The 24,787-nt window shown below is 60.6% G+C and carries 20 protein-coding genes and 1 pseudogene; 8 read left to right on the top strand and 13 right to left on the bottom strand.

The genetic code is table 11. The features are described 5' to 3' along the window. Positions 1-104 (bottom strand): annotated as a pseudogene (locus HWX08_RS34500) (IS110 family transposase); the annotation flags it as partial. 279 nt (positions 105-383) lie between these two features. Here HWX08_RS34500 and HWX08_RS31205 point away from each other — a divergent pair. The 4 genes from HWX08_RS31205 (at position 384) to HWX08_RS31190 (ending at position 5,032) form a co-directional block, all read left to right on the top strand. Further along, positions 384-1,166, top strand: a complete 783-nt coding sequence (locus HWX08_RS31205) for a COG4705 family protein (protein WP_058904123.1) — start codon at positions 384-386, stop codon at positions 1,164-1,166. Between the two features lie 33 nt (positions 1,167-1,199). Next, positions 1,200-1,652, top strand: a complete 453-nt coding sequence (locus HWX08_RS31200; protein WP_077021569.1) for a hypothetical protein — start codon at positions 1,200-1,202, stop codon at positions 1,650-1,652. Between the two features lie 2,292 nt (positions 1,653-3,944). Then, entirely contained in the window at positions 3,945-4,256 is a 312-nt protein-coding gene (locus tag HWX08_RS31195; RefSeq protein WP_077021568.1) for a DUF4148 domain-containing protein, read from the top strand. 182 nt (positions 4,257-4,438) lie between these two features. Then, positions 4,439-5,032 carry a DUF2127 domain-containing protein gene (locus HWX08_RS31190; RefSeq protein WP_077021567.1) on the top strand — a complete coding sequence of 198 codons (594 nt, stop codon included), beginning with the start codon at positions 4,439-4,441 and terminating at the stop codon, positions 5,030-5,032. A 3-nt stretch (positions 5,033-5,035) separates the two neighbouring features. Here the strand turns inward: HWX08_RS31190 and HWX08_RS31185 are convergent, their stop codons facing one another. The 6 genes from HWX08_RS31185 to HWX08_RS31160 form a co-directional block, all read right to left on the bottom strand. Continuing rightward, on the bottom strand, positions 5,036-6,424 hold the full coding sequence (locus HWX08_RS31185; RefSeq protein ID WP_058904122.1) for an ATP-binding protein: 1,389 nt from the start codon (positions 6,422-6,424) through the stop codon (positions 5,036-5,038). After that, entirely contained in the window at positions 6,400-7,065 is a 666-nt protein-coding gene (locus HWX08_RS31180; RefSeq protein ID WP_058904121.1) for a response regulator, read from the bottom strand. The genes HWX08_RS31185 and HWX08_RS31180 overlap by 25 nt, the downstream gene beginning before the upstream one ends. Before the next feature lie 88 nt (positions 7,066-7,153). Then, entirely contained in the window at positions 7,154-10,222 is a 3,069-nt protein-coding gene (locus tag HWX08_RS31175; RefSeq protein ID WP_058904120.1) for an efflux RND transporter permease subunit, read from the bottom strand. Further along, positions 10,219-11,208, bottom strand: a complete 990-nt coding sequence (locus tag HWX08_RS31170; RefSeq protein WP_230205783.1) for an efflux RND transporter periplasmic adaptor subunit — start codon at positions 11,206-11,208, stop codon at positions 10,219-10,221. The genes HWX08_RS31175 and HWX08_RS31170 overlap by 4 nt, the downstream gene beginning before the upstream one ends. Before the next feature lie 109 nt (positions 11,209-11,317). Beyond that, positions 11,318-12,709, bottom strand: coding sequence for a TolC family protein (locus tag HWX08_RS31165; RefSeq protein WP_058904119.1), 1,392 nt, complete (start codon positions 12,707-12,709; stop codon positions 11,318-11,320). A 170-nt stretch (positions 12,710-12,879) separates the two neighbouring features. After that, positions 12,880-13,212 (bottom strand): PepSY domain-containing protein, encoded by a 333-nt coding sequence (locus tag HWX08_RS31160; protein ID WP_058904118.1) that lies wholly within the window; start codon positions 13,210-13,212, stop codon positions 12,880-12,882. A 305-nt stretch (positions 13,213-13,517) separates the two neighbouring features. Between HWX08_RS31160 and HWX08_RS31155 the strand changes: the two genes are divergently transcribed. Beyond that, a complete protein-coding gene (locus HWX08_RS31155) occupies positions 13,518-13,823 on the top strand; it encodes a DUF4148 domain-containing protein (RefSeq protein ID WP_077021566.1) in 306 nt (101 codons plus the stop codon). 216 nt (positions 13,824-14,039) lie between these two features. On the opposite strand, the gene HWX08_RS31150 is transcribed toward HWX08_RS31155, so the two are convergent. Next, entirely contained in the window at positions 14,040-14,282 is a 243-nt protein-coding gene (locus tag HWX08_RS31150; RefSeq protein ID WP_077175829.1) for a hypothetical protein, read from the bottom strand. Positions 14,283-14,718: 436 nt separating this feature from the next. Here HWX08_RS31150 and HWX08_RS31145 point away from each other — a divergent pair, with 436 nt between their 5' ends. The 3 genes from HWX08_RS31145 to HWX08_RS31135 are packed head-to-tail and all read left to right on the top strand — an operon-like array spanning position 14,719 to position 17,044. Then, positions 14,719-15,069, top strand: a complete 351-nt coding sequence (locus tag HWX08_RS31145; protein WP_143272460.1) for a DUF4148 domain-containing protein — start codon at positions 14,719-14,721, stop codon at positions 15,067-15,069. Continuing rightward, on the top strand, positions 15,051-15,713 hold the full coding sequence (locus HWX08_RS31140) for a response regulator (RefSeq protein ID WP_058904117.1): 663 nt from the start codon (positions 15,051-15,053) through the stop codon (positions 15,711-15,713). The genes HWX08_RS31145 and HWX08_RS31140 overlap by 19 nt, the downstream gene beginning before the upstream one ends. Further along, entirely contained in the window at positions 15,710-17,044 is a 1,335-nt protein-coding gene (locus tag HWX08_RS31135) for an ATP-binding protein (protein WP_058904116.1), read from the top strand. The genes HWX08_RS31140 and HWX08_RS31135 overlap by 4 nt, the downstream gene beginning before the upstream one ends. Positions 17,045-17,148: 104 nt before the next feature. Here HWX08_RS31135 and HWX08_RS31130 read toward each other — a convergent pair whose 3' ends face one another. The 5 genes from HWX08_RS31130 to HWX08_RS31110 all read right to left on the bottom strand — a co-directional run bounded on the left by HWX08_RS31130 (position 17,149) and on the right by HWX08_RS31110 (position 24,750). Then, positions 17,149-17,751, bottom strand: a complete 603-nt coding sequence (locus HWX08_RS31130) for a phosphatase PAP2 family protein (RefSeq protein WP_077021580.1) — start codon at positions 17,749-17,751, stop codon at positions 17,149-17,151. Between the two features lie 27 nt (positions 17,752-17,778). Then, positions 17,779-18,981, bottom strand: a complete 1,203-nt coding sequence (locus HWX08_RS31125; RefSeq protein ID WP_058904115.1) for an MFS transporter — start codon at positions 18,979-18,981, stop codon at positions 17,779-17,781. A gap of 73 nt (positions 18,982-19,054) precedes the next feature. After that, entirely contained in the window at positions 19,055-19,546 is a 492-nt protein-coding gene (locus HWX08_RS31120) for a hypothetical protein (protein ID WP_143272459.1), read from the bottom strand. After that, entirely contained in the window at positions 19,543-21,588 is a 2,046-nt protein-coding gene (locus HWX08_RS31115) for a bifunctional DedA family/phosphatase PAP2 family protein (protein WP_058904113.1), read from the bottom strand. Before HWX08_RS31115 ends, HWX08_RS31120 begins: the two co-directional genes overlap by 4 nt. Before the next feature lie 42 nt (positions 21,589-21,630). Continuing rightward, entirely contained in the window at positions 21,631-24,750 is a 3,120-nt protein-coding gene (locus HWX08_RS31110) for an efflux RND transporter permease subunit (RefSeq protein WP_077057233.1), read from the bottom strand. Positions 24,751-24,787 lie beyond the last annotated feature (37 nt).

The following is a 24,787-nucleotide window of genomic DNA, read 5'->3' as shown; positions in this document are numbered from 1 at the left end:
GCACGTTTGAGTACCTTGCTGTGAATCGCGCCGGTTTCAGGCTCGACATAATGAATCTGGAAAACGCGCTTGGCCAGATCGATGGCAATGGTTGTGGGTTCCATTTGGTTCTCCTTGGCGGCTGGGCTGCCGAACCAGCAATGTCGCATGCTCTGGACGCGAGATTGCGGCGCCGGACGGCCCGTTGAGGCGGGAGGCGACCATTCCATCTAAAAAGCTACTACACCCCAAAAGATCGCTAGTTTAGCTTATGTAAAATTGCTGCCTTAAAGCAGCACGCACGACGACTGTCGGCAGTGCGACTCCTCACGGCGCAACACTAAGGTTCACCTAAGTCTGCCCAACTAGACTGCGTGACACATAACTCCTGAGGAGTCGCCACCATGTCAACCGCTACTGGCAAGCCGATCAGACGCTGGCTCAACAAGGTTCCCGAGATCACGCTTGCGTTCTGGATCATTAAGATCATGTCGACCACGGTCGGTGAAACCGCCTCCGACTACCTGGCAGTCAACGCAGGCTGGGGCCAAGGATTAACCCGCGTCCTGATGATGTCCTTGCTTGGAATAGCGCTTGTCTTGCAGATGCGCACGCGCCGGTGCACCCCGTCGATTTACTGGCTCACGGTCGTCCTGGTAAGCATCGTCGGGACGCAAATCACCGATCTGCTGACTGACGGCCTCGGCGTCAGTTTGTATGTCAGCACGAGCGTATTCGCTGTCGCTCTCGCTGCGATCTTCGCGATCTGGTACCGGATCGAGGGCACGTTGTCGATAGACGCGATCGACACGCCGCAGCGTGAGTTGTTCTATTGGTCCGCGATCCTATGCACGTTCGCGCTGGGTACCGCTGCGGGCGATCTCGCGACCGAAGCCTTGGGGCTCGGTTTCTCGCTGGGTGCCGTCATATTCGGCGTGCTGCTCGCACTAGTGTATGTCGCATGGAGCAGCGGCGTCGACTCGGTGCTCACGTTCTGGATTGCGTACATTCTCACGCGACCGTTCGGTGCGTCTCTCGGCGATCTCCTCACGCAATCGCGCAGTTACGGCGGGTTCGGTCTGGGTGCCGCGTCGACGAGCCTGCTGTTCCTGTCCGTGATCTTCGTGCTCGTCGCTGTCGCGCAGTTCAGTGCCAGCAGTCGCGCGCGCGCAGAAGCAGTCAAGTGATTTTCTTAACAAACCTCGATGCGAGGCTCTTTCATGCACGATCGAATCGCACCTTCACGTCTGCTCGTCGCGCTTTCCGCGTGCACCATGCTCGCCCTCGCCACCGGTTGCTCAAAGCAATCCGACAGTCCTGTTGTGACGGCAACAGCGTCCAGCACGACAGATGCGCAGCACGGCGCAACATCGAGCGCATCAAGACTCGGTGACCTATCCCAGTTCCGTGCAATTGCGACCGACGTATCCGCTCTCGTCGCGAAGGGTGATCTCGGGGGTGGCAAGACACGTATCAAGGACTTGGAGCTTGCCTGGGATGGCGCGGAAGCCGGTTTGAAACCACGTGCGGCTACGGATTGGCATGAACTCGACAAGGCAATCGACCATGCGCTCGAAGCACTGCGTACCGATAACCCGACCCAGGGCAATTGCACGGCTGCGATGAGCGACCTACTGAAAACGTTTGACAAGCTTGAGGGCAGGAATTCCTGAGTTGGGTGCAAGTTGCAAGTCGGCCACGCTCGCATTGCTTCGCCTGGCGCTGACGATGCTGCGTGCGTCCGTGGCCGTGACACTCCCGGCTACGTTCATGTTCTACGCCGCGCTCAGTGCTGTCCGTGGCACAGATGATGACAGTCAGGGGGATCGCATTCGGTGGCGACTCTGGAGTGCGCAAGATACTACTTTCACTACTTTCCTCCGATGGAGGTGCTTCGTGGGTGTCGGCACGCCTTGAAAAAAGCTTTGGGAAATACAATTTCCGCCGCTAGGGCGCACTGTTCATGCCCCGTCGCGCGGGTCAGTATGTCCTGAAGGTGAAAGCCGTGAACAGCGCCGGTGTTGAACAGCCAGACACCCTCTACTGGAACCCCGGTGGGTACATGCGCAACGTCGTCGAATTTGCGCCCGTGTTCGCCGCATGAGGAGGGCACCGCGAGAGCACGCGCGGCGGTCCTGCTAATAGGTGTGAGTTGTGCGTGCGTATCTACTTCGGCCGCGCCCGACGCTGTCGGCGCTGTCGGTGACATGGCTATCAAGACCGTCGAAGTCCGGCTGCCCAATGGCGGTGCGTCCTTACCGCCTGGCAATGGGCGGATCTCGCGAACTCGCAATGTGTGATCTGTTACTCCACTGGAATGATAACGCGGCAACCACCGTTGCCATTTCAAGATTGAAAGGCAGAGGTAAGCAAGATGCGCACTGCGTACGGTGCGCTGCTCGCTGCCGATCGGATTGAACGGATCACTCAGCATTTAACCGCAATTAACGGAAAACAATAGCTTAATGTTGAATTTTTAGTTTTCCGAAAAAAATATTCGTCTTTAGATTTAATGGAGTATTGGGCGATTTAAGCCGAAATTGAATTTTCAGAATATATTTCTGGCGATTCTATAATACATAAGTTTATTCATGATCACCTATACCTTGAGTGACCACGTGCCGGTGAACAGCGCTCCGGAAATTACTCCGATAATCGTGAGCGCCACATAAGCGATGTGCAAATGCTGATGCGACGCAAGTCCATGGGTGCCGTACGTCAGGATGCCCAGACTGGCAAGACATGCGAGGGCTCTCACGGGAAATTCAGTTGTTGAACGCATTGTTTCGCTCCTCCAGTGACACTGGCCGCTCCGCGGGGATAATGCAACCAGAACTGTTCATCGATGTTGATGCACGCGCGGATCGTTCGGCGTCGCTACGCTCTAAGCCCGTGCTCGCGCGTGCGCGGAAAGCCGCTCGTCAAGCAGAAGTACACAGAGCGCGACGCCATTCGGACGCTATGTAGAATACTAAAGCGTGGGATAGCTCGATAGCTGCTGAAATCCCTCACATACCGGTCAGCATCTCGGGCGGCCCAGCACTCTGCGACCGGACGTGCTGCGGCGCACCAGTACCTGGGCTTACCGCGACGGCGAGCGGCTTCTACAATTGGAGAACGGATCTGTGCAGCGAGGCAGTAGAGGGCGACAGCGGAGGTTGCTGTGGATTTGCGGTTCTCTTGGGGGTGGTACTTCCTCGCGTTACTTGGTGTGATGGCACTCAGTCTCGCGCTGACGGCACTTCGAGCGGGGGACGCTAACCGGAAGAAGCGCGACGAGCATCATGACGAATGACATGCGATTTATGTAGGCACATGCATCGCGTGACTGGGCGATATTGCGCGTTCCGCCAAAGTGAGCGCTCAATGGCTCTAAGCCTTGTTTAGCAATGGACTTACCAGTGACGCTTTTCACTTTCGCGGTCCACTGCGGGCGAATTTCGTTCACGACGGATATCGACAGGGAAATGCCATCCTGCTCCTGAGCAGCGCGGCTTCTGTTGCTGTTGAAAATCGACGCTCGCGTCGTGAGCGTTCTGAAATCCCGCTACCCTAAAGTTTCGGCATCACACAGCAGCGATTCTTTGCAACTTAAGGATAACTTAAGCATGGCATGGCACCGTGTATAAGTCACGCTGGTTCGAGACGGCGTGATTCTTGTTTCGTTCGTCCACGCAGAGTGACGGTAAACGCGGCAAGCAGCGGTCGAGACTCTTGATGTTCGTTGCTTGCCCATTTACCTCGCTCGTTCGACCCGGTGCGAGTCCGGGTCTTTTTTTTGATCCGACACCTTGCCTGCAACGATGGGCAGACGCGAAACGCCAATATTGTCTCGCGTACCTGCACCCGCGAACAGGCTCATCAACGTCATCGTTAACATTATCTTCAGTTCGGGAGGCGCATGCTGTTTCTACGGCATCGCACATCGTGCGACTGCTCTTTCCAACTCACTGGAGGTCACGACCATGAAGCTCACCATTCGCACCGTCATGCTGGCACTTGCGGTTGTTCCTGCACTTGCGTTCGCGGGACAAGGTCTTACTCGGGCGGAAGTTCGGGCGCAACTCGTTCAGATCGAGCAAGCCGGATACAACCCGGCCCGCAAAGACATTCACTATCCGCAATCCATTCAGCAGGCAGAAGCACGCCTGCACTCGTCCGAGTCGACAGCACAGGCCGATACAACAGGTTACGGTTCCGCACAATCCGCAGGTAGCAACTCGGGACATCCCATCACGACACATGTCTCGCCTCGCTCGATTTATCTGCATCACTGACGGCCTGTTCTGGGTGACGTGTATCGTCCGGGCCGGCGAACTATCGCCGTTCGGACGATACTATTCCCTACCATCAGCATTCCTGGCGAAGCGTAATCGGCACCTTCTCGATATCGTCAATTTGATCGGCAGCGGTCGAGAACGGCACAACACCATAATATGAGGCTACGAGCGTGATCCGCATGAACGCATTGCTCGACGAAAAGAAGCTTCACCTGATATTCGACGCGAGTCTTTGGATCAAGGCCGCTTTCGCGCTTTCGGAAGTACTGGCGGGAGTCATCGCCTACTTCGTCAAGAAGCAGTTTCTGACGACGTTTGTTGTTTGGGTTACTCGAAACGAGTTCGCTGAAGACCCGCACGACCTTGTCGCGAATATTCTGCTTCACGCAATCCAGCATTTGTCGGTAGGCACGCAAAGGTTTGCAGCGCTTTATCTGCTCGCACACGGCATCGTCAAGCTGTGGCTGATCACTGGCTTGCTTCGGCAGCGCCTGTGGTACTACCCGACATCGATAGGGATACTCGGCTTGTTCATTGCGTACCAGCTCTACCGCTTCTCATTTACCCATGCCGGTTCGCTGCTTCTCATCACGATGCTCGACGTCGCAATTATTGTGCTGACATTGCATGAGTATCGGTTCCTGCGAAGGGAGAAAATGCTCACCTCGCCTTCCACCAATGCAACCCGGATACACGGAGACAGGCTAGTCGGACAACCCTACCGACATATGCCTTCGGTAGCTAAGATCGCCAGAACCAAATCGCAGGGGTAGGTGTTATGGCGATCTGGTGTGCTTGTCTAATGCGCGATCCGATATCGGAACCAGGACCGTGGCGATCAGCCCGCATTGTCGGGACGGGTCGGCGAATTTCAGGTCGAGCTCGGCTCCAATCTTGCTGGCGATGGTCTTCACAATGGACAAACCAAGCCCGGATCCGGCCTGCCCACTCCCTAATGCGCGATAGAACGGATCGAAGACGCGATCCCGTTCGGCGAGCGGGATGCCCGGGCCAGTATCTCGGATCCAAATCACCGCGCGCTTGTTGCTTTCCACCACCGATAGATCAATCCGCCCTCCTTCAGGTGTATAGCGAACTGCATTGTCGACAAGATTCTTGACGAGCGCGGTCATATCCAGTTCGGTTGCGCATACGTAGCAGTCGTCGTCTCCCTCCACGCCAATGTCGATGTTCTTCGTCTCGGCCAACGGCAACATGTCTTCAAGGACGTTCCGAAATACGTGCTGGACGGAAACCGAAGAGACCGACGCCCCACCATCGGATGACTGTGCCCGGGCCAGTGCCAAAAGCTGGTCGAGCAGCCGTCGACCGCGCTCGATGCCGCGCCGCAAGACGGCAAGCCGATCCCGTGCTGTGACGGACATGTCGACTTCCGCCATTCGCTCCGCCTGCAACGACAAAGCCGTCAACGGCGATCGCAGTTCATGCGCGGCATCGGCAACGAAACGTCGCTGAGTGTCGACCGACTGCGCAACGCGACCGAGCAAGCGGTTCATCGCTACGACGAACGGTCGAACTTCCGCCGGTATATTTTCGGCCTCGATGGGGTGAAGCTCCCGCTCGTCGCGCTGATCGATCTCGGTCGCCAACAGAACAACCGGCAGAAACATCTTCCGCACCAGATTGGCGACGATCATGAGAAGCAGCGGTACGAGCACAAGAAACGGCATCACGGTTCGTAGGGCCCCGTCCCGCGCGATCTCGTCCCGAAACGCAGACTCCTGTGCGACCGCAATCCTGGTTCCCGATGCCGTGGTACGCACCAGTATGCGAAACGATTCGCCAGAGACATCCAGCGTATGCATGCCATCGGCCAACGTCGGGGGGAGCTGTAATGCCCCTCCTGCGTCTACACCAACCGAAGAGCCGATTCCGTCGCCCAGTCGCTGAACGATCACGCGCGACTCTTCGTCCCCGTCTTTGCGTAGGTTATCTGTGACCGACTGGGTCGGTGAAAGCGAGCCACGATCCATCAGATGAGCCACTTGCCGCAGGACGTCGTCTTGTAGTTCATGCGCTTCGTCGAGCGCAGAGACGAACGAAAAGGCGCCTGCCAAAGCAGCAATGGCGAGAATCAACACCGATAGCGTAAAGGACAGCTTGAACTGAATCGATGCGTTCAGACGTTTTTTAAAACCATCCATCCCACCCCCCTGACGTTTCTGATGATCTCGCCACCGAGCTTTCGCCGAAGCGAATGAATTAGATACTCGACGGCGTTGCTTTCGACCTCCTCGCCCCATCCATAGATGCGGTCCTCCAGATCGTTACGCGACAGGATTGCGCCTGGACGCGTGAGCAACGCGCGCAACAGCGCGAATTCACGGTTGGTCAGTTGGAGTGGCGGGCCGCCATGAACCGAAGCTTCGCGGGTTGCAGGATCGAGCGATACTGCACCGTTGCCCAGTGTCGGTGTGGCCCCGCCATTTTTGCGTCGAAGCACGGCACGCAAACGTGCCAGCAACTCCGCTATCTCGAATGGCTTCAAGACGTAATCGTCGGCACCGCCGTCCAGCCCTCGCAGCCTGTCGTCGAGCGCGTCCCGGGCGGTGACGACCACGACCGGAACAGTATTTCCCATCGCCCGGATGCCAGTCAGTACGTCGAGCCCGTCCTTGCCCGGCAAGCCCAAATCGAGCACTACCAGATCGTAGTGCTGGTTCTCCAGCGCCGTGGATGCGGACGTACCCGTTGTAGCCCAGTCAACCGCGTAAGAAGCATCTTTCAATGCGTCCTGAACCGACTCGCCGATCATCGCATCGTCTTCGATCAAAAGCACCCGCATTCATTTCCCCTTCGTCACAAGCCGATCGAGTATGCAGGCCGCCTCGTTCGCCATTAGCCGCCCGTGCCGCCAACATCGGAAAACCGGTTCATTGGTCCGTCAGTTCTTCCGACCCTGATCTCGCAACCAGTACACGCAATAGAACCGGCAAAACCAGCAAAACCAACGGAAGCTGTACGATGAGCCCAGATATGATCGCCACCGCCAGAGGTTGCTGCATCGCCGAACCCTGACCGAGCGCGAAAGCAAGCGGCAGCAATGCCAGGATCGCAGCGATCGTCGTCATCGCAATCGGCCGCAACCGGTTGCGGCCGGCAGCGAGCAGCGCGACATCGGGCGCCATTCCCTCATCGCGCACGAGCGCCTGGAACTCGGAGACGTAGAAGATCGCGACTTCGGTCACGATACCGACGATCATCGTCATCCCCATCATCGCGGAAATGTTCAGCTCGATGCCCGTCACCCACAGTCCGATGAAAACCGCGCCGGTCGCGCACAGCGGCATAGCCATCACGGCGAGCGCGACGCGGAACCGCTCGTAGAGGAACAGCAGCAGGCCGAAAACCAGCGCCACGGCGGCACCAAACACGGCAAGCAGTCCGCGGAATGCGATCTGTTGTTGCTGATACAGCCCGCCGAGCTCGTAATACACGCCGGGCGGCAACAGATTCGCCTCGCCGAGCGCACGTTGCACGTCCGCGATCGTCGAGCCCAGGTCGCGTCCGTCGATTCGCGCCGTGACGGCTACCATTCGCTTCAGGTTGTCGCGGCTGATCTCCGGCTGACCGCTGACCGTGATGCGATCGGTCACCCGGTCGAGCGGGAACAGGTGCCCGTCAGGCGCGCGGATCTGCAGTTCTCCAAGCCCCGTGCCATTCGTGCGCATCGCATTCGCGACCCACACGCGCACCCCGACCGTCTTGGGTCCCTGCTGGAATTGCGTGGCGACGTTACCCTCGAGCAGATCCGACACTTGCTGCGCGATCGCCTGCGGATCCATGCCTTCCGCCGCTGCCGCATCGGGCCGGATGTGAAGGTCGAGTGCATCGCCTGCCGGATTGATGCCGTCGTCGACGTCGACGATGCCTTGAATTTTTCCGATCCGCGCCGCGACCCGCCTTGCTGTCGAATCCAGCACGTGAGGATCATCCGAATAGATCTTGATCTGCACCGGTTGCGGCACCGCGGTCAGGTCACCTATCAGGTCCTCCATCAGTTGAGCGAGTTCGATACTCACGCCCGGAACGTTTGCTTCGATTTTAGACCGGATCTCCTCCATCACCGTATCGATTGGCTCGCGCGAACCCGACTTCAGGCGCACGAAGAAGTCGCCCCTGTTGGGTTCGTTCAGATCGCCGCCGAGGCCCGCACCGGTGCGTCGGGAATACGTCGCGACGTTCGGGTTTTCGCGAATGATCGTCTCGACTTCACGCATCAGACGATCCGTTTCGGATATGGATGTTCCAGGCGCCGTGTGATAGTCGAGCACGAACCCGCCCTCGTCCATCGACGGCATGAACCCGCTACCGACACGCGTAAACGCCAGCGCGGCCACGATCAGAAGCGGCACCACACCTGCCAGGGCAAGCAACGGCTTGCCGCTTACTCGTTCGATCAGGGCCGCATAGCGGGTGCTCATCCAGTGAGACAGACGCGACTCGCGATGCTCCTCCGCATCGGCGGGCGTCAGCCAGTGATCGCACAGAATCGGAATGGCGAGCCAGCTCACGACGAACGAAATGAACAGCGCACTCGCCATGGTGATCGACAGCGCCTTGAAAAATGCGCCCGTCACGCCCGACAGGAACGCGAGGGGGACGAAGATGATCAGCGTTGCGGCCGACGATCCCGCAAGCGGACGCGTGAATTCGAGGGCCGCGCTCATCACGCGGCCGTGGAATGCATGGGCACCCGCCTCTCGCATGCGGCGCGCGATGTGCTCGATCATCACGATTGCGTCGTCGATCACGAGCCCCACCGCCGCGGCCATCCCGCCGAGCGTCATGATGTTGAAGCCCATTCCGAATACATCGAGCAGCAGGATCGTCGCGCTCATCACGACGGGCACCAGCGCAACGGCGATCGCGGTGATTTTCCAGTTGCGCAAGAACACGAAAAGCGTGAATGCAGCCAGGACCACGCCGATCAGAATCGCGTCGCGCACGCTCGATGCTGACGCGATCACGAGCTGACTCTGGTCATACCAATTCGCCAGGTGCACGCCCGGCGGCATTTGTTTCTCGAAAGCGGCCAGCTTCGCGCGGATCTCCTTGGCCATCGCGACGCTATTCGCGCCCGGCTGCTGGAATACATTGACCAGGACCGCGTCCTGCCCGTCCGCCGTGACGCGTATCCATTGCGGAGCCGTGCCGCGCGACACGGTCGCGATGTCGCCGACACGTACCTGACCGCCGCCCGCAGACGACACGACTGCGTTGCGAAGCGTATCGAGTGACGTAATCGTGGTATCCGCGACAATCAGGTACAGCTTGTAGTGGTCCTCGATCCGTCCGGTCGCCATCAGCACGTTGCCCGCACCGATCGCCTTCGATACGTTCTCGACCGACAGCTTGTACGCCGCGAGCCGGGCGGGATCGATGGCGACTTGCAACTCGTCCTGCGCCCCCCCGGTCACTTCGACGCGCGCGACGCCGTCGACCGACGACAGCAGCGGCCGCAACTGGAACTGCGCGAGATCGCGAAGTTGCGCAAGCGATTGCTGCGACGACGTGAGGCTATAGGCAAGCACCGGGAACACGGTGGGATCCATCCGCTTCACCTGCATCTTCGTACCGGGCGGCAACGACGGCAGGATTTCGGCAATTGCGGACTGCGCCTGCAGCGTCGCCTGCGCCATGTCGGTGCCCCAGTCGAAGTTAAGCGAGATCTCGGCCGATCCCCGGCTGGTCTTCGACTCGACGTCGCGCACGTTGGGCACGCGCCGCAGCGCTTCTTCGACCGGCATCGTGACAAGCGTCGCCATCTGTTCGGCCGGCCGGTCACCCGCATCGAGCGAAACGACCGCGCGCGGGAACGACACGTTCGGAAACAACGAGATCGGTAACCGAAAGGCCGTCAGCGCGCCGGCGACTGCAAGCAGCGCCACGACAAACAGCAGCGATCGTCGATGCATCTGCATCCATTGGCCGAAATTCATTGGCGCGCGCCTCCGGCCATTCGCACTGCCATCCCGTTCTGCAACTCGTAGTTGCCGGTGACAACCAGCGGTTCCGCCGTGTCAAGCGGTCCGTCGACGCCATAGCGGTTGCCGCTTTCCACGCGCACCACGACGTCGACGCGCTGCGCAGTGTGCTTAGGCGTCACCTGGAACACGTAAGCCCCCTTCGTGTCGCTCAGCACCGCGGCGCGCGGCACCACCCACCAGGTCCCGGTCTGCGTCGCAATATCGGCGCTCACACGTGTACCCGGGATAAAGGCGGTGCCGTCGAGCGGTACGTTCGCACCGACGTTCACGAGCTGGCTTTGCGGATCGATTGCCGCGCCCGCCACGACGACTCGCCCCGCTTGATGAGCGTGCTCGAGCGCGGTCGACAGCCCATGCAGCACGACGGAATCGCCCGCGCGAATCGACGCCGCGGCCGACGGGTCAACACCGAGCGTCACGTTCGCTTGCCGGCTCGACGCATTCGCGGCCGCCGCGAGCTGTGCGATCGTCGTACCGGCCTGGATCTGATCGCCCGGGAGCGCGGTCAACTGCGACACGACACCCGCAAACGGCGCGGCGATCGTCACGTCTCCGCCGTGCACCCCCATTTGATGCTGGGCTGCGAGTCCCTGCTGCGCGTCATTCAGCGCCTTCTGCGCCGCGGCAAGCTGCGATTGCGTTGCGAGACCGGCGTCGAACAGCGAGCGCGTACGCTCGAGTTCGCCATGCGCAAGCGTCAGCGCGCTGGTGGCCTGCGATGCCGCCAGTACGGCGGCGGGGTCGGCTTGTACCACGACGAGCGCCGCGCCGCGGGCTACCGTCTGGCCGGGCAGCACAAGCACCTTGCGAATGCGCGCGGCATAAGGCAGGTTGATCGAAGTGACGCTCGACGACGATGCCGCGACGATGCCGTATGCTCGAACCTGCTGCGAAATCGGTTCTCGGTGTACTGCTACGGTATCGACCGATGCAGTCACAGGTTCGTCGGCCCGCACGGGGCTCGCACACGGCACGAGCACGGCAAGTGCGACGGACACGGTGGCTAGACGGCGGGAGAAGGGAAAATCAGGAGCGGGTGACATGAGATCAACGCTGAGTGGAGTCGGTGGAGAATGCGTCCGGGATCGCACTGCCGAGTAGCGCTTGCAGACCGATACGCTGTTCGGCAAGCGCATCGCGTTGGGTTTCCGCATCAATCTGCCTTGTCAGCGCGGCGAGCTGCGCATCGACGTACTGCCCCATCGCGATATCGTGTGCCGCGAACGCGTTCCGTGCGTGCCCGGCTGCTTGCACGAGCGCCGGCAGTGCTGCCTCGTCCTGCGCGAGCTGCTCGGTCGCGAGGCGTGAATCGTTGCGCACATGTGCAATGTCTGCGTACGCAGCATTCAGCCGGACCTGATATTCGTCGCCGAGACGCTGACGAGTCGCCTGTTCAATCGCGATATTGCCGCGGTTGCGGTTGAAGATCGGCAGGCTCAATGCGATCTGGAAGCCGGTCGTATAGATGCCGGACGTGTCACGTGCGCGATCGAATCCGACAGTCAGGCTCGGAAACTGGTTGAGGATCGCGGCGCGGTATTTCTGCTCCTGCGCTTCGTAGCCTGCCTGCAGCGCAATCAAGTCAGGGCGTCGCTTAGGCAACGCTGCCAATGCGGCTTCGAGCGACGCGCTCGCCAGCGGTTTCGTCCTGCTCGAACCGACGAGCTTCAGCTCGACGTCGGGTGCAATCCCCAGCAGCAGGTTGAGGTCATGATGCGTCTGCGCGCGGGCACGAACCATGTCGTCATATTGCTTGCGCGCGTCACTGTATGTCGTCAATGCGACACTCACGACGTCATCGGTCGTGTTCCCGGACTGCCGGGCATGCTCGAGCCGGGTGTAGCGCGTCTGGTCAAGATTGAGCGCCTGCTTCAGCAGCGGCAGTACGGCGTCTTCATAACGAGTCTTTGTATAAAGCTGCTTGGCTTGAGCGACGACTTGCCACTCCTGCCACAACAACCCAAGGTCTGTCTTGCGCACGGTCGCGGTCGCGGACTGCTTGTTGGCGCTTCGCGATACGATCGCCATCAGATCCATGCTCAACCCGTAGTTGAACGCGCGCTCGAGTCCCGCTGCTCCCGGAAAATCGCTCGATACAGACAGCTGTGGATCGGGCAGAAGCCCGGCGGCGAAAGCCTGAGCCTGCGCAATACCTAGGTCGTCGCGCGCAAGCTTCAGATCCGGGTTGTTTGCAACAGCTAGCATCGCAACATCCTCGATGTCGAAGCCGCCGGACGGATCGAAGCGATGCGCCGTGAGCTCGGGTAACGGCATTTTCCCGGGATCGATCTCGAAGCGAGCCAGATCGTGCTGAGACAGCGCGGTCGATACTTGAGAAAGCGGCTTTGCCTGATAGGTCGTGCAACCGGTGATGAAGCCGCACAACGCAACGCACAACGATACCGACTTCCAACGGATCGACAGAGTGTATTCAACCATTGTTGATGCCAAGGTATGAAGACTTGAAAGCGAAATGCAATCGACAGCGCCGCGTAGCGCCGCACATGAAAATTTTCTCGTTTCCCACCTTAAGCGCGCGTTAACGATACGCCGGCCGAGCAACGAATCCCGTGCATCGCATTGATGCTTCAGCGATGCACGGCGCTGCCTCAGTCGAGCGCGTCGTGGTCGTCGCGATCGGCAATGTCGACGGTGGAAGCGAGGACGGTTCCCTTGTTCGCGTCGACACGAACGTCGTATGCCTTGCCGTCGCCGACCACCTCGACGTCGTACACCCAGCCTTGCTTTGAGTTTTCATACTCTGCCCGCGCAGCTTTGCCGTGCACGTGCTGTTCAGCGGCAGTCACTGCCTGTGCGAGCGTTACGGGTGCGTGCACGATCGACATTGCGTCGTTTTCCCCATTGCCGTTCGCAGCATAAGCTGCGGCGACACCCGCTGCGACCAAAACGGCAAGAACAGAAAGTCGGGTATAGCGATACATGTTTCGTCTCCGAGGAAGCGCAGGAAATTGCGCAAGCCTAAGGGTACGTCGAGATACTTAGCCTTACCTTAGCTATGCCGGATTCCGCCGTGAAATTCAGCCTATCCGGCGAGTGCTCGCAAAGAGCACGAGATTCATGAAATCCGATCGGCGTTATATTTCATGAACGAAGTCTCAATCGGATATGTCGTTTTTTTCGATATCAAGTTAACCGCATCTTAAGTTTGGAATGCGAATCTTGAGGTGCCGGATGCGAGTCACTTGCTTTCGCACCGGAAACGCGTAACTTTATAGAGAGACCGATCATGAACGTGAAACTCAAGCTGCTCGCTCTGTCGCTGGCCGTGCTTTCTCCGGTGACGTCATTCGCCCAATCCGGCAATGCATCGCTTACCCGCGCTCAGGTGCGTGCGCAACTGGTTCAGGTCGAAAAAGCCGGCTATTTTCCGTCGCGCAAGGATCCGAACTACCCTGACTCGATTCAGGCCGCCGAGCGGCGCATTTCGCTTGAACGAACCGGCAGCGGTGTCGGAAGCGAGTCTGCTAACCAGGCCGCGTCAGGACAGCATGTGTGGAAGAATGACCAGAGCCAGTTGTACCGGCATCACTGATTCCGGATTCCTGGCAGCCCGATCGCACCGCTTCAGGAGCTTCGGGTCAAGTGCGCTACGCGCCGGAATGGTTCGGCCAGCCACTCCGGAGATCCTGTTGTCCGGTTTGCCCTGCAGCGCGGGAGGCGGAGAATTTGAACCCTCTAGGGTATGCGCATCCACCAAAGTGCGAAATGCCGTCCCGATCGGTCGGCCAGGTAAGCCGCAGCTGTTGCATTAGCGCTGCAATGCCTTCCCGGCGTCACGCACTTGCGCACCCTTCCCCTCCCGCGATGTCGTCGACATCGGTCGCTCCGCCGCGTGTCGAGCGTCATCGATCGCACGATCTTCACGTTCGACCCTTATGCGTTCGAGCGTGACATCCGCGATCGCGATACCGGTACCCTGAACCTTCGCGGAAGCAAAAGCGGGAACCATAGCAAGTACTAAAGCCAGCAAGGCATTGATAGGCGGTTTCATCGATTTATTCCGCGGTCGCGGCTCCTGTCCTTCACATCGTGATGAAATTCGAGTTGTTCTCTGTCGGTTCGACGGCACGGAGTTGCTTCGTTTGACGTCGGGAATGCGGACATCACATCAATTCCCTTCGCATTCCTGCTCGCTGCCCGGGATCGAACTGTATCGGCTCCGTCGCAAAGGGAGCCGAACGACACATGCAACCAGCGTAGCTGGGCAAACTTAGGGAAAGCTTAGGACACTCGCCCCTGGGCTTGAGCGAAAGAGTGGCTGAGCTTGCACGTCCACGTCACCATCTCGATCGCAATCCGGATGCGTGGTGACATACAGCCACGATTGGCGTCCGTCCGGTACTGCACCCGTTAACCATTCCTTAAGCATGCTTCATCATGATCTTTCGAAGCGGGCGTCGAACCGCGACTGTCAGGAGGCTACGGCGATGGGTTCAGCAGTGCGGTATACGGTTCTGGCAGCGACGATGTTCGTGCCGGTACTTGCGATTTCTCAGACGCCGGGCATGCCGCTCACCCGGTTGCGGGTGCACAATCAACTGATCCAGTTCGAAGACGCCGGCTACTATCCATCGAGAAAGGACAACCGGTATACCGCTCTGATCCAGGCCGCAGCAGCGACCATTTCGAGTGAACTTACCGAGAGCCTTGCCCAACAGGCGGCGATCAGCTCCGTACCACAGGTCCATTCGCCTTCGTATGCACTGCTAGAGGGCAATGCCGCGATAACGTCATCGCGATCAACCGAAACGGAGCCGGCATGCGTATTTTGCTGGTAGAGGACGATGCGCTGATTGGCAATGGCTTGCTGCGCGGGCTACGGCATTCTGGATTCGCTGTCGACTGGGTACGGGACGGCGAGGCCGCGTCGACCGCATTGCGCTCGACACAGTACGGTCTGATCCTGCTCGATCTCGGACTCCCCGGAGAGGACGGTTCATCTGTCCTCGCCAGGTTGCGCCAACGCAACGACCCGACCCCGGTTATCATCGTCACGGCCCGCGACACCATTGGCGATCGCGTGGCTGGCCTGGATGCCGGTGCGGATGACTACCTTGTCAAGCCTTTCGCGCTGGAAGAACTGCTCGCGCGAATCCGCGTCGTTTCCCGCAGGCAAACTGGAAGTGCGCAAACTGTGTTCCAGTCCGGCACACTACGGCTCGATCCGGCGCAACACCGCGTCTGGCTCCGAGCCGAAGAAGTGCCGCTTACGGCAAGGGAGTTTGCCATCCTGGAGGAACTTATCCGCCGTCCAAAGGGGATCGTTACTCGAGAGCATCTCGAGGAATGCCTGTACGGATGGAACGAGGAAGTCGAGAGCAACACGGTCCAGGTTCACATTCATCATTTGCGCCAGAAGCTCGGTACGGACATCATCGTGACCGTACGGGGCATCGGCTACCGGATCGGAGTGCCAGGATGAAATCGCTCAGGCGTAGACTTCTGCTCTGGCTCGTGCCCACGACACTGTTAATCGGCGTGATCGCGAGCGCAGCCACGTACTGGGGCGCGTTGACCGAAATCGACGAGCTTCTCAGCGATCAGTTGAAGGCGGTAGCCCGGCACGTGATCGTCGATGCCAACGGCCGCCTGTCACTGACGGGTGTCAGGCAAAGTGACGACGCCAGCCTGTCGGGCCAGCAATCGCACGGCGTATTGCTTGAAATCTGGCGTGGATCGGGTGTTCTTTTCAGCACTGACCCCGACTCGTCGCTTCCCCCGCCTCGAGGCCCCGGACTCGCGGACGTCGCCGGTCAAGGGCAGCTATGGCATACCTATGTGTATCGGAGCGGTGACACCCTGATTCGTGTCGCTCAGGTGCAGCGCGCACGTTGGGAGGCCATTGCCGAGATCGCCATGCACCTTCTCTGGCCGGTTCTGTCGTTACTACCCGTTCTAGCGCTTTTCTTGTGGTTCGGCGTCGGTTACGGATTGAGACCACTTAGGGAGATTGCATCAACGCTCAAACAACGCGACGCCGACAATATGCAGTCGATCGATACCGCGACCTTGCCTAACGAGGTCCGGCCATTGGTCGATTCGATCAACGATCTGCTGTCTCGGCTTGACCTGTCCTTTGCCACGCAGAAGCACTTTATCGCGGACGCAGCCCACGAGTTGCGTACACCGATTATGGGGCTTGGCATTCAAGCGGAGCTCTTACCTCATGCTCAAAGTTCACACGAACGCGATGCAATCGTCGCGCAGATTCTCACCGGAACATCGAGACTGGCTCACCTTGCGGAGCAGTTGTTGACGCTCGCACGTCTTGCGCCGGAAGCATTGGTGGCCCCCTTCGAAAAGTTGGACATCGCGTCGATCGCACTTTCGGTCGTGAGTGACCGAGAGCGCGTGGCGGAAGCGCATCGTGTTGACTTGGGGCTGGTCGCAGCACACGCAGTGATCGTCTGCGGAAACCACGAAGAATTGCGCATTTTAATCAGCAATCTGGTCGACAACGCGATCCGATATGCCGGCGCAGGTGCATGCGTCGACGTCGTCGTTCGCAGCGAGGGCGCTCATCCGATGCTAGAGGTTCAAGATACGGGTCCAGGTATCCCGGACGTCGAACTGACACGGGTTTGGGAGCGGTTTTATCGCGGTGCCGGACAAGTCTCATCCGGGACGGGATTGGGGCTCTCGATCGTTCAACGGATTGCAGAACACCATCATGCCGAAATGAGGATGGCGAACCGGACGGATACTCGAGGGCTCAGTGTTCAGGTTTGTTTCCCTTCCCCTCAGCCAGATTGAATGCACAAAATCCTGCCCCGATTCGCCGCTGTCCAAGCAGATGCTGTCTGTTCTAACACTCGGATTGACGTGTGTCGCTTGGCTCTTTTTGGACCGTCACCGCACTAGCGGCGTAGCCAACCCAAGGCGATTGGACGCGCCAGAAGCCGCCGGTAGATGCAAACCGTTGCCAACGTCAGAGGTTCACCTACGACATCCCATATTGGAGTTGTCACCGTTTTGGCTACCCAGGAGACCATCAGCGCACCAAACATGTCGAGAGGGAAATGGACTCCTAGAAAAACTCGCGCCCAGGCGACAGCGCAACCGCATACCAGTATCACTCCACCCCATCGCCGTGCACCACCAGCCAGCAGTGTTAGCGCGATTGCCGCGAACACGGTCGCGTGATCGCTCGGAAATGAAGAATCTGAAGCGTGCCGAATTGGCGTATAGCCGAGACCAATCATAAACGGTCTCGGATGTTGCCACACCAGGCCGATCAGCTGGTTCGCGCCCAGCCCCACTATCGCGACTGCACACGCATGTATCGCGAGATTGCGCTGTACTTCGTTACCGCACAGCCAAATGGCGGTTAAGAGAATAGGTATTAGATAAATCAAATCGGCAGCAATCAGTATGGCCGACTCGATCAACCACCGCGGTGTTGCCGGCGTGGCGTTGATTATCAGGAAAAGCGACTGGTTAAATGCTTCGAGTGTGTTCATGGCGATGGAGGTGTCTATGGACATCTATCAAGTTCGTGAAACCGCCGGCGGCGCAAACCAGCACAAGCACAGCGGCACCATGACAAGGGCGGCACTGGCTAAAAAGGTGGTCGATGCGCCGAAACGCCCCCACAGACCGCCGGCAATTGCGCTGGCGAGCAGCATGCACACACCACAGGCCAGGTTAAACACGCCGAACGCAGTGCCGCGCAGTGTGGCGGGAGATGTTTCGGACACCATCGCGGCGAGAATGCCCTGAGTGAATCCCATATGCAGGCCCCACACGCCGACGCCGAGGAACATCGACGAGATCGACCTGCCGATGCCGAGCAGCAGATCAGCGGCAATCAGCAGCACCATGCCGGCCGCCAGCAGCGGTCGGCGATCAAGCCGGTCAGAAAGAATCCCGACCGGATAGGCCGACAGCGAATACGCGAAGCTCATCACGACCAATACGCCGGGAATCCACGCTACATCCAGTCCAGTTTGCTGCGCGCGCAGCACGAGGAACGCCTCGCTGAAGCGCGCGAGCGTGAAAGTCGCGCCAATGGTGAGGACAAACCAGTAGCGCGCGGGAAACACACGCAGCGCGCGCCAGTGCAACGGGGAACGAAACGTCCGCTGGACCGGTGTTCGGTTGGGCTCGCGAATACCGAATGCGATCAGACCGATCGCGATAAAGGCTGGCACCACGGCGAACCACAGGACAGTCTGGATGTGGTCCGCCAACCAAAGCATCAGCGCGATCGCGAGCGTCGGGCCGAGGAACGCACCGATCGTATCCATCGACTGGCGCAAGCCGAAGCACGCACCGCGGATTTCCGGAGGCGCCACGTCGGCCACCAGCGCATCGCGCGGCGCGCCCCGGATTCCCTTGCCCACACGGTCGAGCACTCGGGCAGTCACGACGACAGCGGGTGTCCCGGCGAGCGGAAACAACGGTTTCGTCAACGCGGACAGCCCATATCCGAGAAGCAGCAGTCCTTTGCGGCACCCGAGCCAGTCACTGATGGCGCCCGAGAACACCTTGACGATCATCGCGGTCGCTTCGGCCGCACCTTCGAGGACGCCGAGTGCGGCAACGCTCATGCCCATCGTCGTGACCAGATACACCGGCAGCAGCGCATGGACCAGTTCCGACGACAAGTCCATGAACAGGCTCACAAAGCCGAGCAACCAGACCGCGCGGGGAATGACAGTTTTCTCGATGGCGGAGGTGTCAGGGGGCATAGGCAGTAGGAATAGAGGGAAACGGGTGCAACACGTCGTCATTCGCTGACGTGAAGACGAACGCTGCACGGCACTATTTGCTTCTCCAGACACCGCTTCCGGCGGTGCACATCGTCCACGTGGCGGTGTCGATATTGCGCGGCTCGGGAGTCAGCTGAATCTCACCTGCCGGTTCGTCGGACTGCCAGGTCACTTTATCCAGTGCATCGAGGACTTTGCCCGCGGTGATAGCACCTTGGGTACCGGCACAATCCAACCCGAAGCGCGTCATGTCCGCTGAGTACTGCATTCCGGTCCTGGTCTGCGGCGACGCGTAATGCGTTTTCATCCAGACTTGATGAAGCCATAAGAATCCTTTATGACCGATCCGGCATTCATGGAGGGCTGCACGTCGGAGCTGGCGGTGACGGTCACTCGCGCGGCGCTTGCCGCCACGCCCGTTGACCCAGCGATCAGGGCGGCGACCAGCGCACGAATTACCCCCCAGTCGTTGATTGGCCAGCTTTCTGGATTGAGTGGCGTCCGCCATCCCGCCCGGACGGACGGTGTATCGCATGTTGATCATTTTTGCGTCTGCGTTTCGGATGGTATTTCGGGGATGGCCGGCAAGACCAGTACCGCGTGCCGCCCCCCGCTGTTGTCTATCGCCGGGAGGCTCAACGGCGGTGTGCCCGCAGGTAGCAGGTGGGAAATGGCGGCGGCATCTGGCCAATCGGTGGTACTTAGTGTGAGCAGGTACCACGGCTGCCGGAAGGCTTCGTGATACAGCGCGCCGTACCAGACCGGGACGCCACGCGGTTCGCCGGCCGTCCCTCTGTCCGCCATTCGGTAACCGGACTGCCAGAGCCGAAGCACCGTACGGTCCATCGGTTGGTCCGGATCGAATTTCACAAATGTCAGGTCAGCGCTGCGTCCGTCCGACAGCTTCGGTAGCGCCGGCAACAGTGCCACGGATGTCATGGGCAACAGCCACAGCAGCGTGGACTTCGCGGACCATGTCGGGGCCACCCGCCAACCTGCTGCTTCGAGGCGATGTGTAATCGCATCGGAAGCGTCGACCCACTGCAACGGCAGCGCTTCTTCACGATCGCCGCTCAGCTCGGTGCGGCGGGCCGGAAGTTCGCGCCAGCCGCCGTTGATCCATTGCTTCAGCGTCACCCTGGTTTCGTGATTCGCCGGCCGGTACCGGTCGAGCTCGGCCTGCAGATGCCCGGGGTTGGTCCACGGCCCAAAAATTGTCAGCACTGCCGTCACGAGGCAGGCCAGTAGTCCCGGTTGCACCTCGTCGTGCACCTGCCGATAAGTGTAGACGCCGGCCACGATCGCGAACCACGCGAGACCCAGGCTCCAACCGCCCAGCACGTCCGCCAGCCAGTTCTCCCCCAGATACAGGCGAGCCCATCCAGTTAGCGCGACCCAGGCTGCGATGAGCGTGATGACGGCAGTTCGCCAGAGAGGCGCTCGACGGTGGACCAGTAGCCAGCCGAGAAACCCGTAGACGAGAATGTTGAATGTGGCATTGCCGCTTGGTAACGGAGCATGCATCACGTCCACCTGCCAGGCGAACGGTCGCACATAGTCCGACGGCTCGAGCACGGGATTCAAGGCACCGGCGATGGCGACTGTGAGTGTCCAGTAGCCGGCGGTCCGCCAGCACCGTCGCACCATCAGCCAGACAAGTACGACGGCGGCAATCGCCAGCCCCGTACTCCAGGAGCTCAGTTCGACGACACTGGCCATCAGCTTATCAACTGGTGCCGTGCGCAGCGTCTGCAGGAAGCTGTAGATCACTGTGTCGGCCCGCATCAGCGGATCGTGCGCAACCACATCCTGCAGGATGCCCAGAAACAGCCACACGCTGCCAAGAAAGAGCAACGCCAGAACCACCAAAGTTGGCGATTCCAGGCGCTCGGGTCCGATGACACCCGACAGGCGGCTCGCCACGCGCGGATGCCGACGCTCCAGACGTGCCATCGCCTGCTGTGCGCTGACTCGGGCGAACGGCATGCCGCGCCGAATGGCAACGCGCGTCAATCGGACGATCAGCCAGAGCAGCGCAGCCAGCAGAAGCAGCATCGCGGCGAGACGCCCGCTGACCGCCTCGGCGAGCTGTGCCGACGCGCCGAACACGATCCCCGGGCCGATGTGAGCGGGCGACCAGGCCAGCGCGGAGGCGACGTTGATCGGATAGAACTTGTGTCGAGGCATCCGCGCCGCGCCGACCACCAGCGGGACGATTGCGCGCACGGGCGCGAAGAAGCGGGCCATGACGATGCTTTTCCCACCGTGTTTTGCCACGAACTGCTCGCCGCGAGCCCAGGCCGCCTCATGTCCCTTCTCTGCCCACCACGTGCGCAACTCGCCAGCATACCGGCGACCGAATTCATAGCTGATCCCGTCACCTGCCACGGCACCGAGCGCGGCGACACCCAGCGTGACCCACCCATCCAGCACGCCAGCCCCGATCAACGCGCCCGCAGCAAACATCACGACGCCTGCGGGAACGACGGTGCCTACGACGGCGAGCGATTCCGCGCACGCCACGCCGAAGACCGTAGCGAGGGCGAGACCTGGATGAGCCCGAATGCTGACGAGCCAGCCGTGCATATTTGGTTCCGGTCAGATGTGAAGTTCACGGATGCACATCGCTTACCCGTTCGACGACGCAGCCAGTGATTCTGCCAGCGTGTCACGCTCGAAGCGGCCGTAGCGCAACGCCAGCGTGGGCAGCACGATCAGGTTCAGCGCGGTCGAGGTAATCAGACCGCCAAGGATAACAATCGCCATCGGCCCCTCGATTTCGTTGCCCGCCGCACCGCTGGTCAGCGCGAGCGGCAACAATGCCAGCCCCGTTACAAGCGCGGTCATCATGATAGGAATCAGTCGTTCGGAGGCGCCGCGCACGGCCGTGTCGGCATTCCAGGGGATCTCGTCGACGTGTACCAGATGCTCGTAGTGGCTGATCAGCATGATCGAGTTGCGCAATGATATGCCGAACAGCGTCACGAAGCCGACCATGCCACCAAGCGACAGGTCGCCGCCGGTCAGCACCACGCTCAGCACCCCGCCGACCAGGGCGAACGGCAAGTTCACCATCACAAGCAGCACCCCGCGTCGGCTTTTCATTGCGAGGAACAGCAGCAGCGCGATGCCGACGATCGACATCCCGCCATAGGCGAGCAGGTCGCGCTGCGATTGCGCGCGCGCTTCGCTTTCCCCGGAGAACACCGCATACGTGCCCGTTGGCATCACGATCTCGCGATTCACGCGGGCCTGGGCTTCGCGCACGAAATCGCTCACTGCACGGCTGCCGAGCGTCACGGCGACTGCTTGCATGCGCCGGCCGCCATCATGGGTGATCTGGTAGCGGCCGGACACCTGGCTGATCGCCGCCAGCTCACGCAGCGGGACGGCGAGGCCATCTGGGTTGTGCAGCATCAATGCGCCGACATCATCGAGATTCCTGCGAATGCCAGGCGCGAGAACAACCGACACGTCATAGGTCCGACCGCCCTCATAGGTTTGTGCCACCGTGGCGCCCTGGTACGCGCTCTGGATCGCATCAAGCACTTCCACGGGCCTATAGCCCCAGCGGCTCAACTGCTCCGGCTTGAGCCTGACCTCGAGTTCGGGAATGCCGGGCGGCGATTCGACATTCACGCTTGCCACGCCGTAAATCGTTCCCAGCAGCCGGGCGATGCTCTGTGCCGTGCGGTCGATTACATCGAGGTTGTCGCCGAACACGTTGACGACCACGGGCGCCGTCACCCCCGAAATGGTTTCGTCGATGCGCTCGACCAGGAACGTGTTGACCGACGTGGACAGGCCGGGGAAGCGCGACAGCGCGTCCTGAATGCGATGCAAGGTCGAGTTCTGGCCGGACGCGCCCATCGGCTTGAGGTCGACCTCGAACTCGCTGAGCTGTACCCCGACCGGATCGACGACCTCGTTCGCGCGGCCCGCGCGCTGCGCCACCAGTTGCACGCCGGGTACGCGCATCAGTGCCTGCGAAACCTGCTTGCCGACGCGCATCGATTCGGCGAGCGACGTGCCGGGCGCGAGGCCCATGTGCACGATGTAGTGTCCTTCGCGCAGCTCCGGAATGAAGTTGCCGCGCAGGAACGGCAGCGCGGCGAGCGCCGAGACGCACAGCAGCGCGACGACCGCCATCACGGTTCCGACGCGCTGCTCGACCTTCCGCAGCACCGCGGTGTAGCGCGCCTTCAGCCACGTCAGCAAACGGGGTTCATGCGCGGGGAGCGGCCCGCGTGCCAGCAGTGCAAGCGCCATCGCAGGCGTGAGCGTGAGCGCGACGCCGAGCGAAGCGAGCACCGCGAGGATGTACGCGATGCCGAGCGGCGCGAACAGCTTGCCGGCTACACCCGACAGCGACAGGACCGGCAGGAAGATCAGCATCACGATGAAGGTGGCGAACACGACCGCGCTACGCACTTCGAGCGACGCGCGCAGCACCACGCGATAGGCCGGCAGCGGCGCGGGCAGGTTGCGGTTCTGGCGCAGCCGCCGGTAGATGTTCTCGACGTCGATGATCGCATCGTCGACCACCTCGCCGAGCGCGATCGCGAGACCGCCGAGCGTCATCGTATTGAGGCTCACACCGAACGCCGTCAGCACGACGATCGCGATCAGCAGCGAGAGAGGAATCGCGACCGCCGAGATGATGGCCGTCCTCGCATTGAGCAGGAACAGGAACAGCACCGCGATGACCAGCACCGCACCGACCAGCAGCGAGGTCCGCAGGTGACCGATCGACGCGTCGATGAAGCTGGCGGGCCGGAACACGTCGGCATTCAGGTCGAATCCTTGCCGTTCGAGTTCCGGCTTCAGTGCGGCAAGCGACTGCTCGATCGCTTTCGTCACCGTCCGCGTGTTGGTGCCGTACTGGCTTTCGAGCACCAGCATCACCCCGGGCTGGCCCATGATCGACGCCGCGCCGACGGACGGAGCACTGCCCCAGGTCACGGTGGCAACGTCACCGAGGCGTACGGCAGCACCGTTGCTCCAGCGCAGCACGACACCAGCCAGTTTCGCGGGTGTCGTGATCTGGCCGTCCGCGTTGACGGCGATGCGCTGGTTCGCGTTCTCGATGAAGCCGGCGCCGCGCACGCCGGTCGACAACCGTGCCGCGGCGATCACGTCCTGGATCGACAGGCCGTAGCGCATCAGCTTCGCCGGATCGACCTGGATCTGCAACTGGCGCGTCTCGCCGCCGAACACGATCGCGTCCGCCACACCAGGGACGCTGAGCAACTGCGGTTTGACCGTCCATTGCGCGACGTCGTACAGATCCATCAGCGAGCGGGTTTTCGACGTCAGTCCGATGGTCCGCACTACGCAGGTCGTGGTCGTGAGCGGCAGCAGTCGCGGCGGCTGCACGCCGGCAGGCAAAGTCGCGGCGAGCGCGTTCACCTGCTCGGAGACCAGTTGTCGGACCTGCATCACGTTCGCGCGAGCGTCGAATACGAGCGTGATCGCGGACAGGCCCTGCATCGATTTCGAACGCATCGATTGCAGCCCGACCATGCCGCCGAGCGCGTTCTCGACCGGTTGCGTCACGAGCGTCTCAACCTGTTCACTGGTCAGGCCCGGTGCTTCGGTCTGGACGATGCTCATCGGTGGCGCAAATTCCGGGAACACATCGAGCTTTGCGCGCGTCAGTGAATAGAGGCCGTAGCCGGCCGCGAGCACGGCGAGCGCATACACGATGCCGCGAAAGCGCAGCGAGAACCTGATAATCGCGTTAAGCATGGGCAGTTATCGGATGGATGACAGGCGAACCGACCTT

The sequence above is a fragment of the Burkholderia metallica genome (genome assembly GCF_902832845.1).
Taxonomy (GTDB): Bacteria; Pseudomonadota; Gammaproteobacteria; order Burkholderiales; family Burkholderiaceae; genus Burkholderia; species Burkholderia metallica.
Note: the sequence above shows the minus strand (reverse complement) of the source record. Positions and strands in the feature narration are given on the sequence as shown.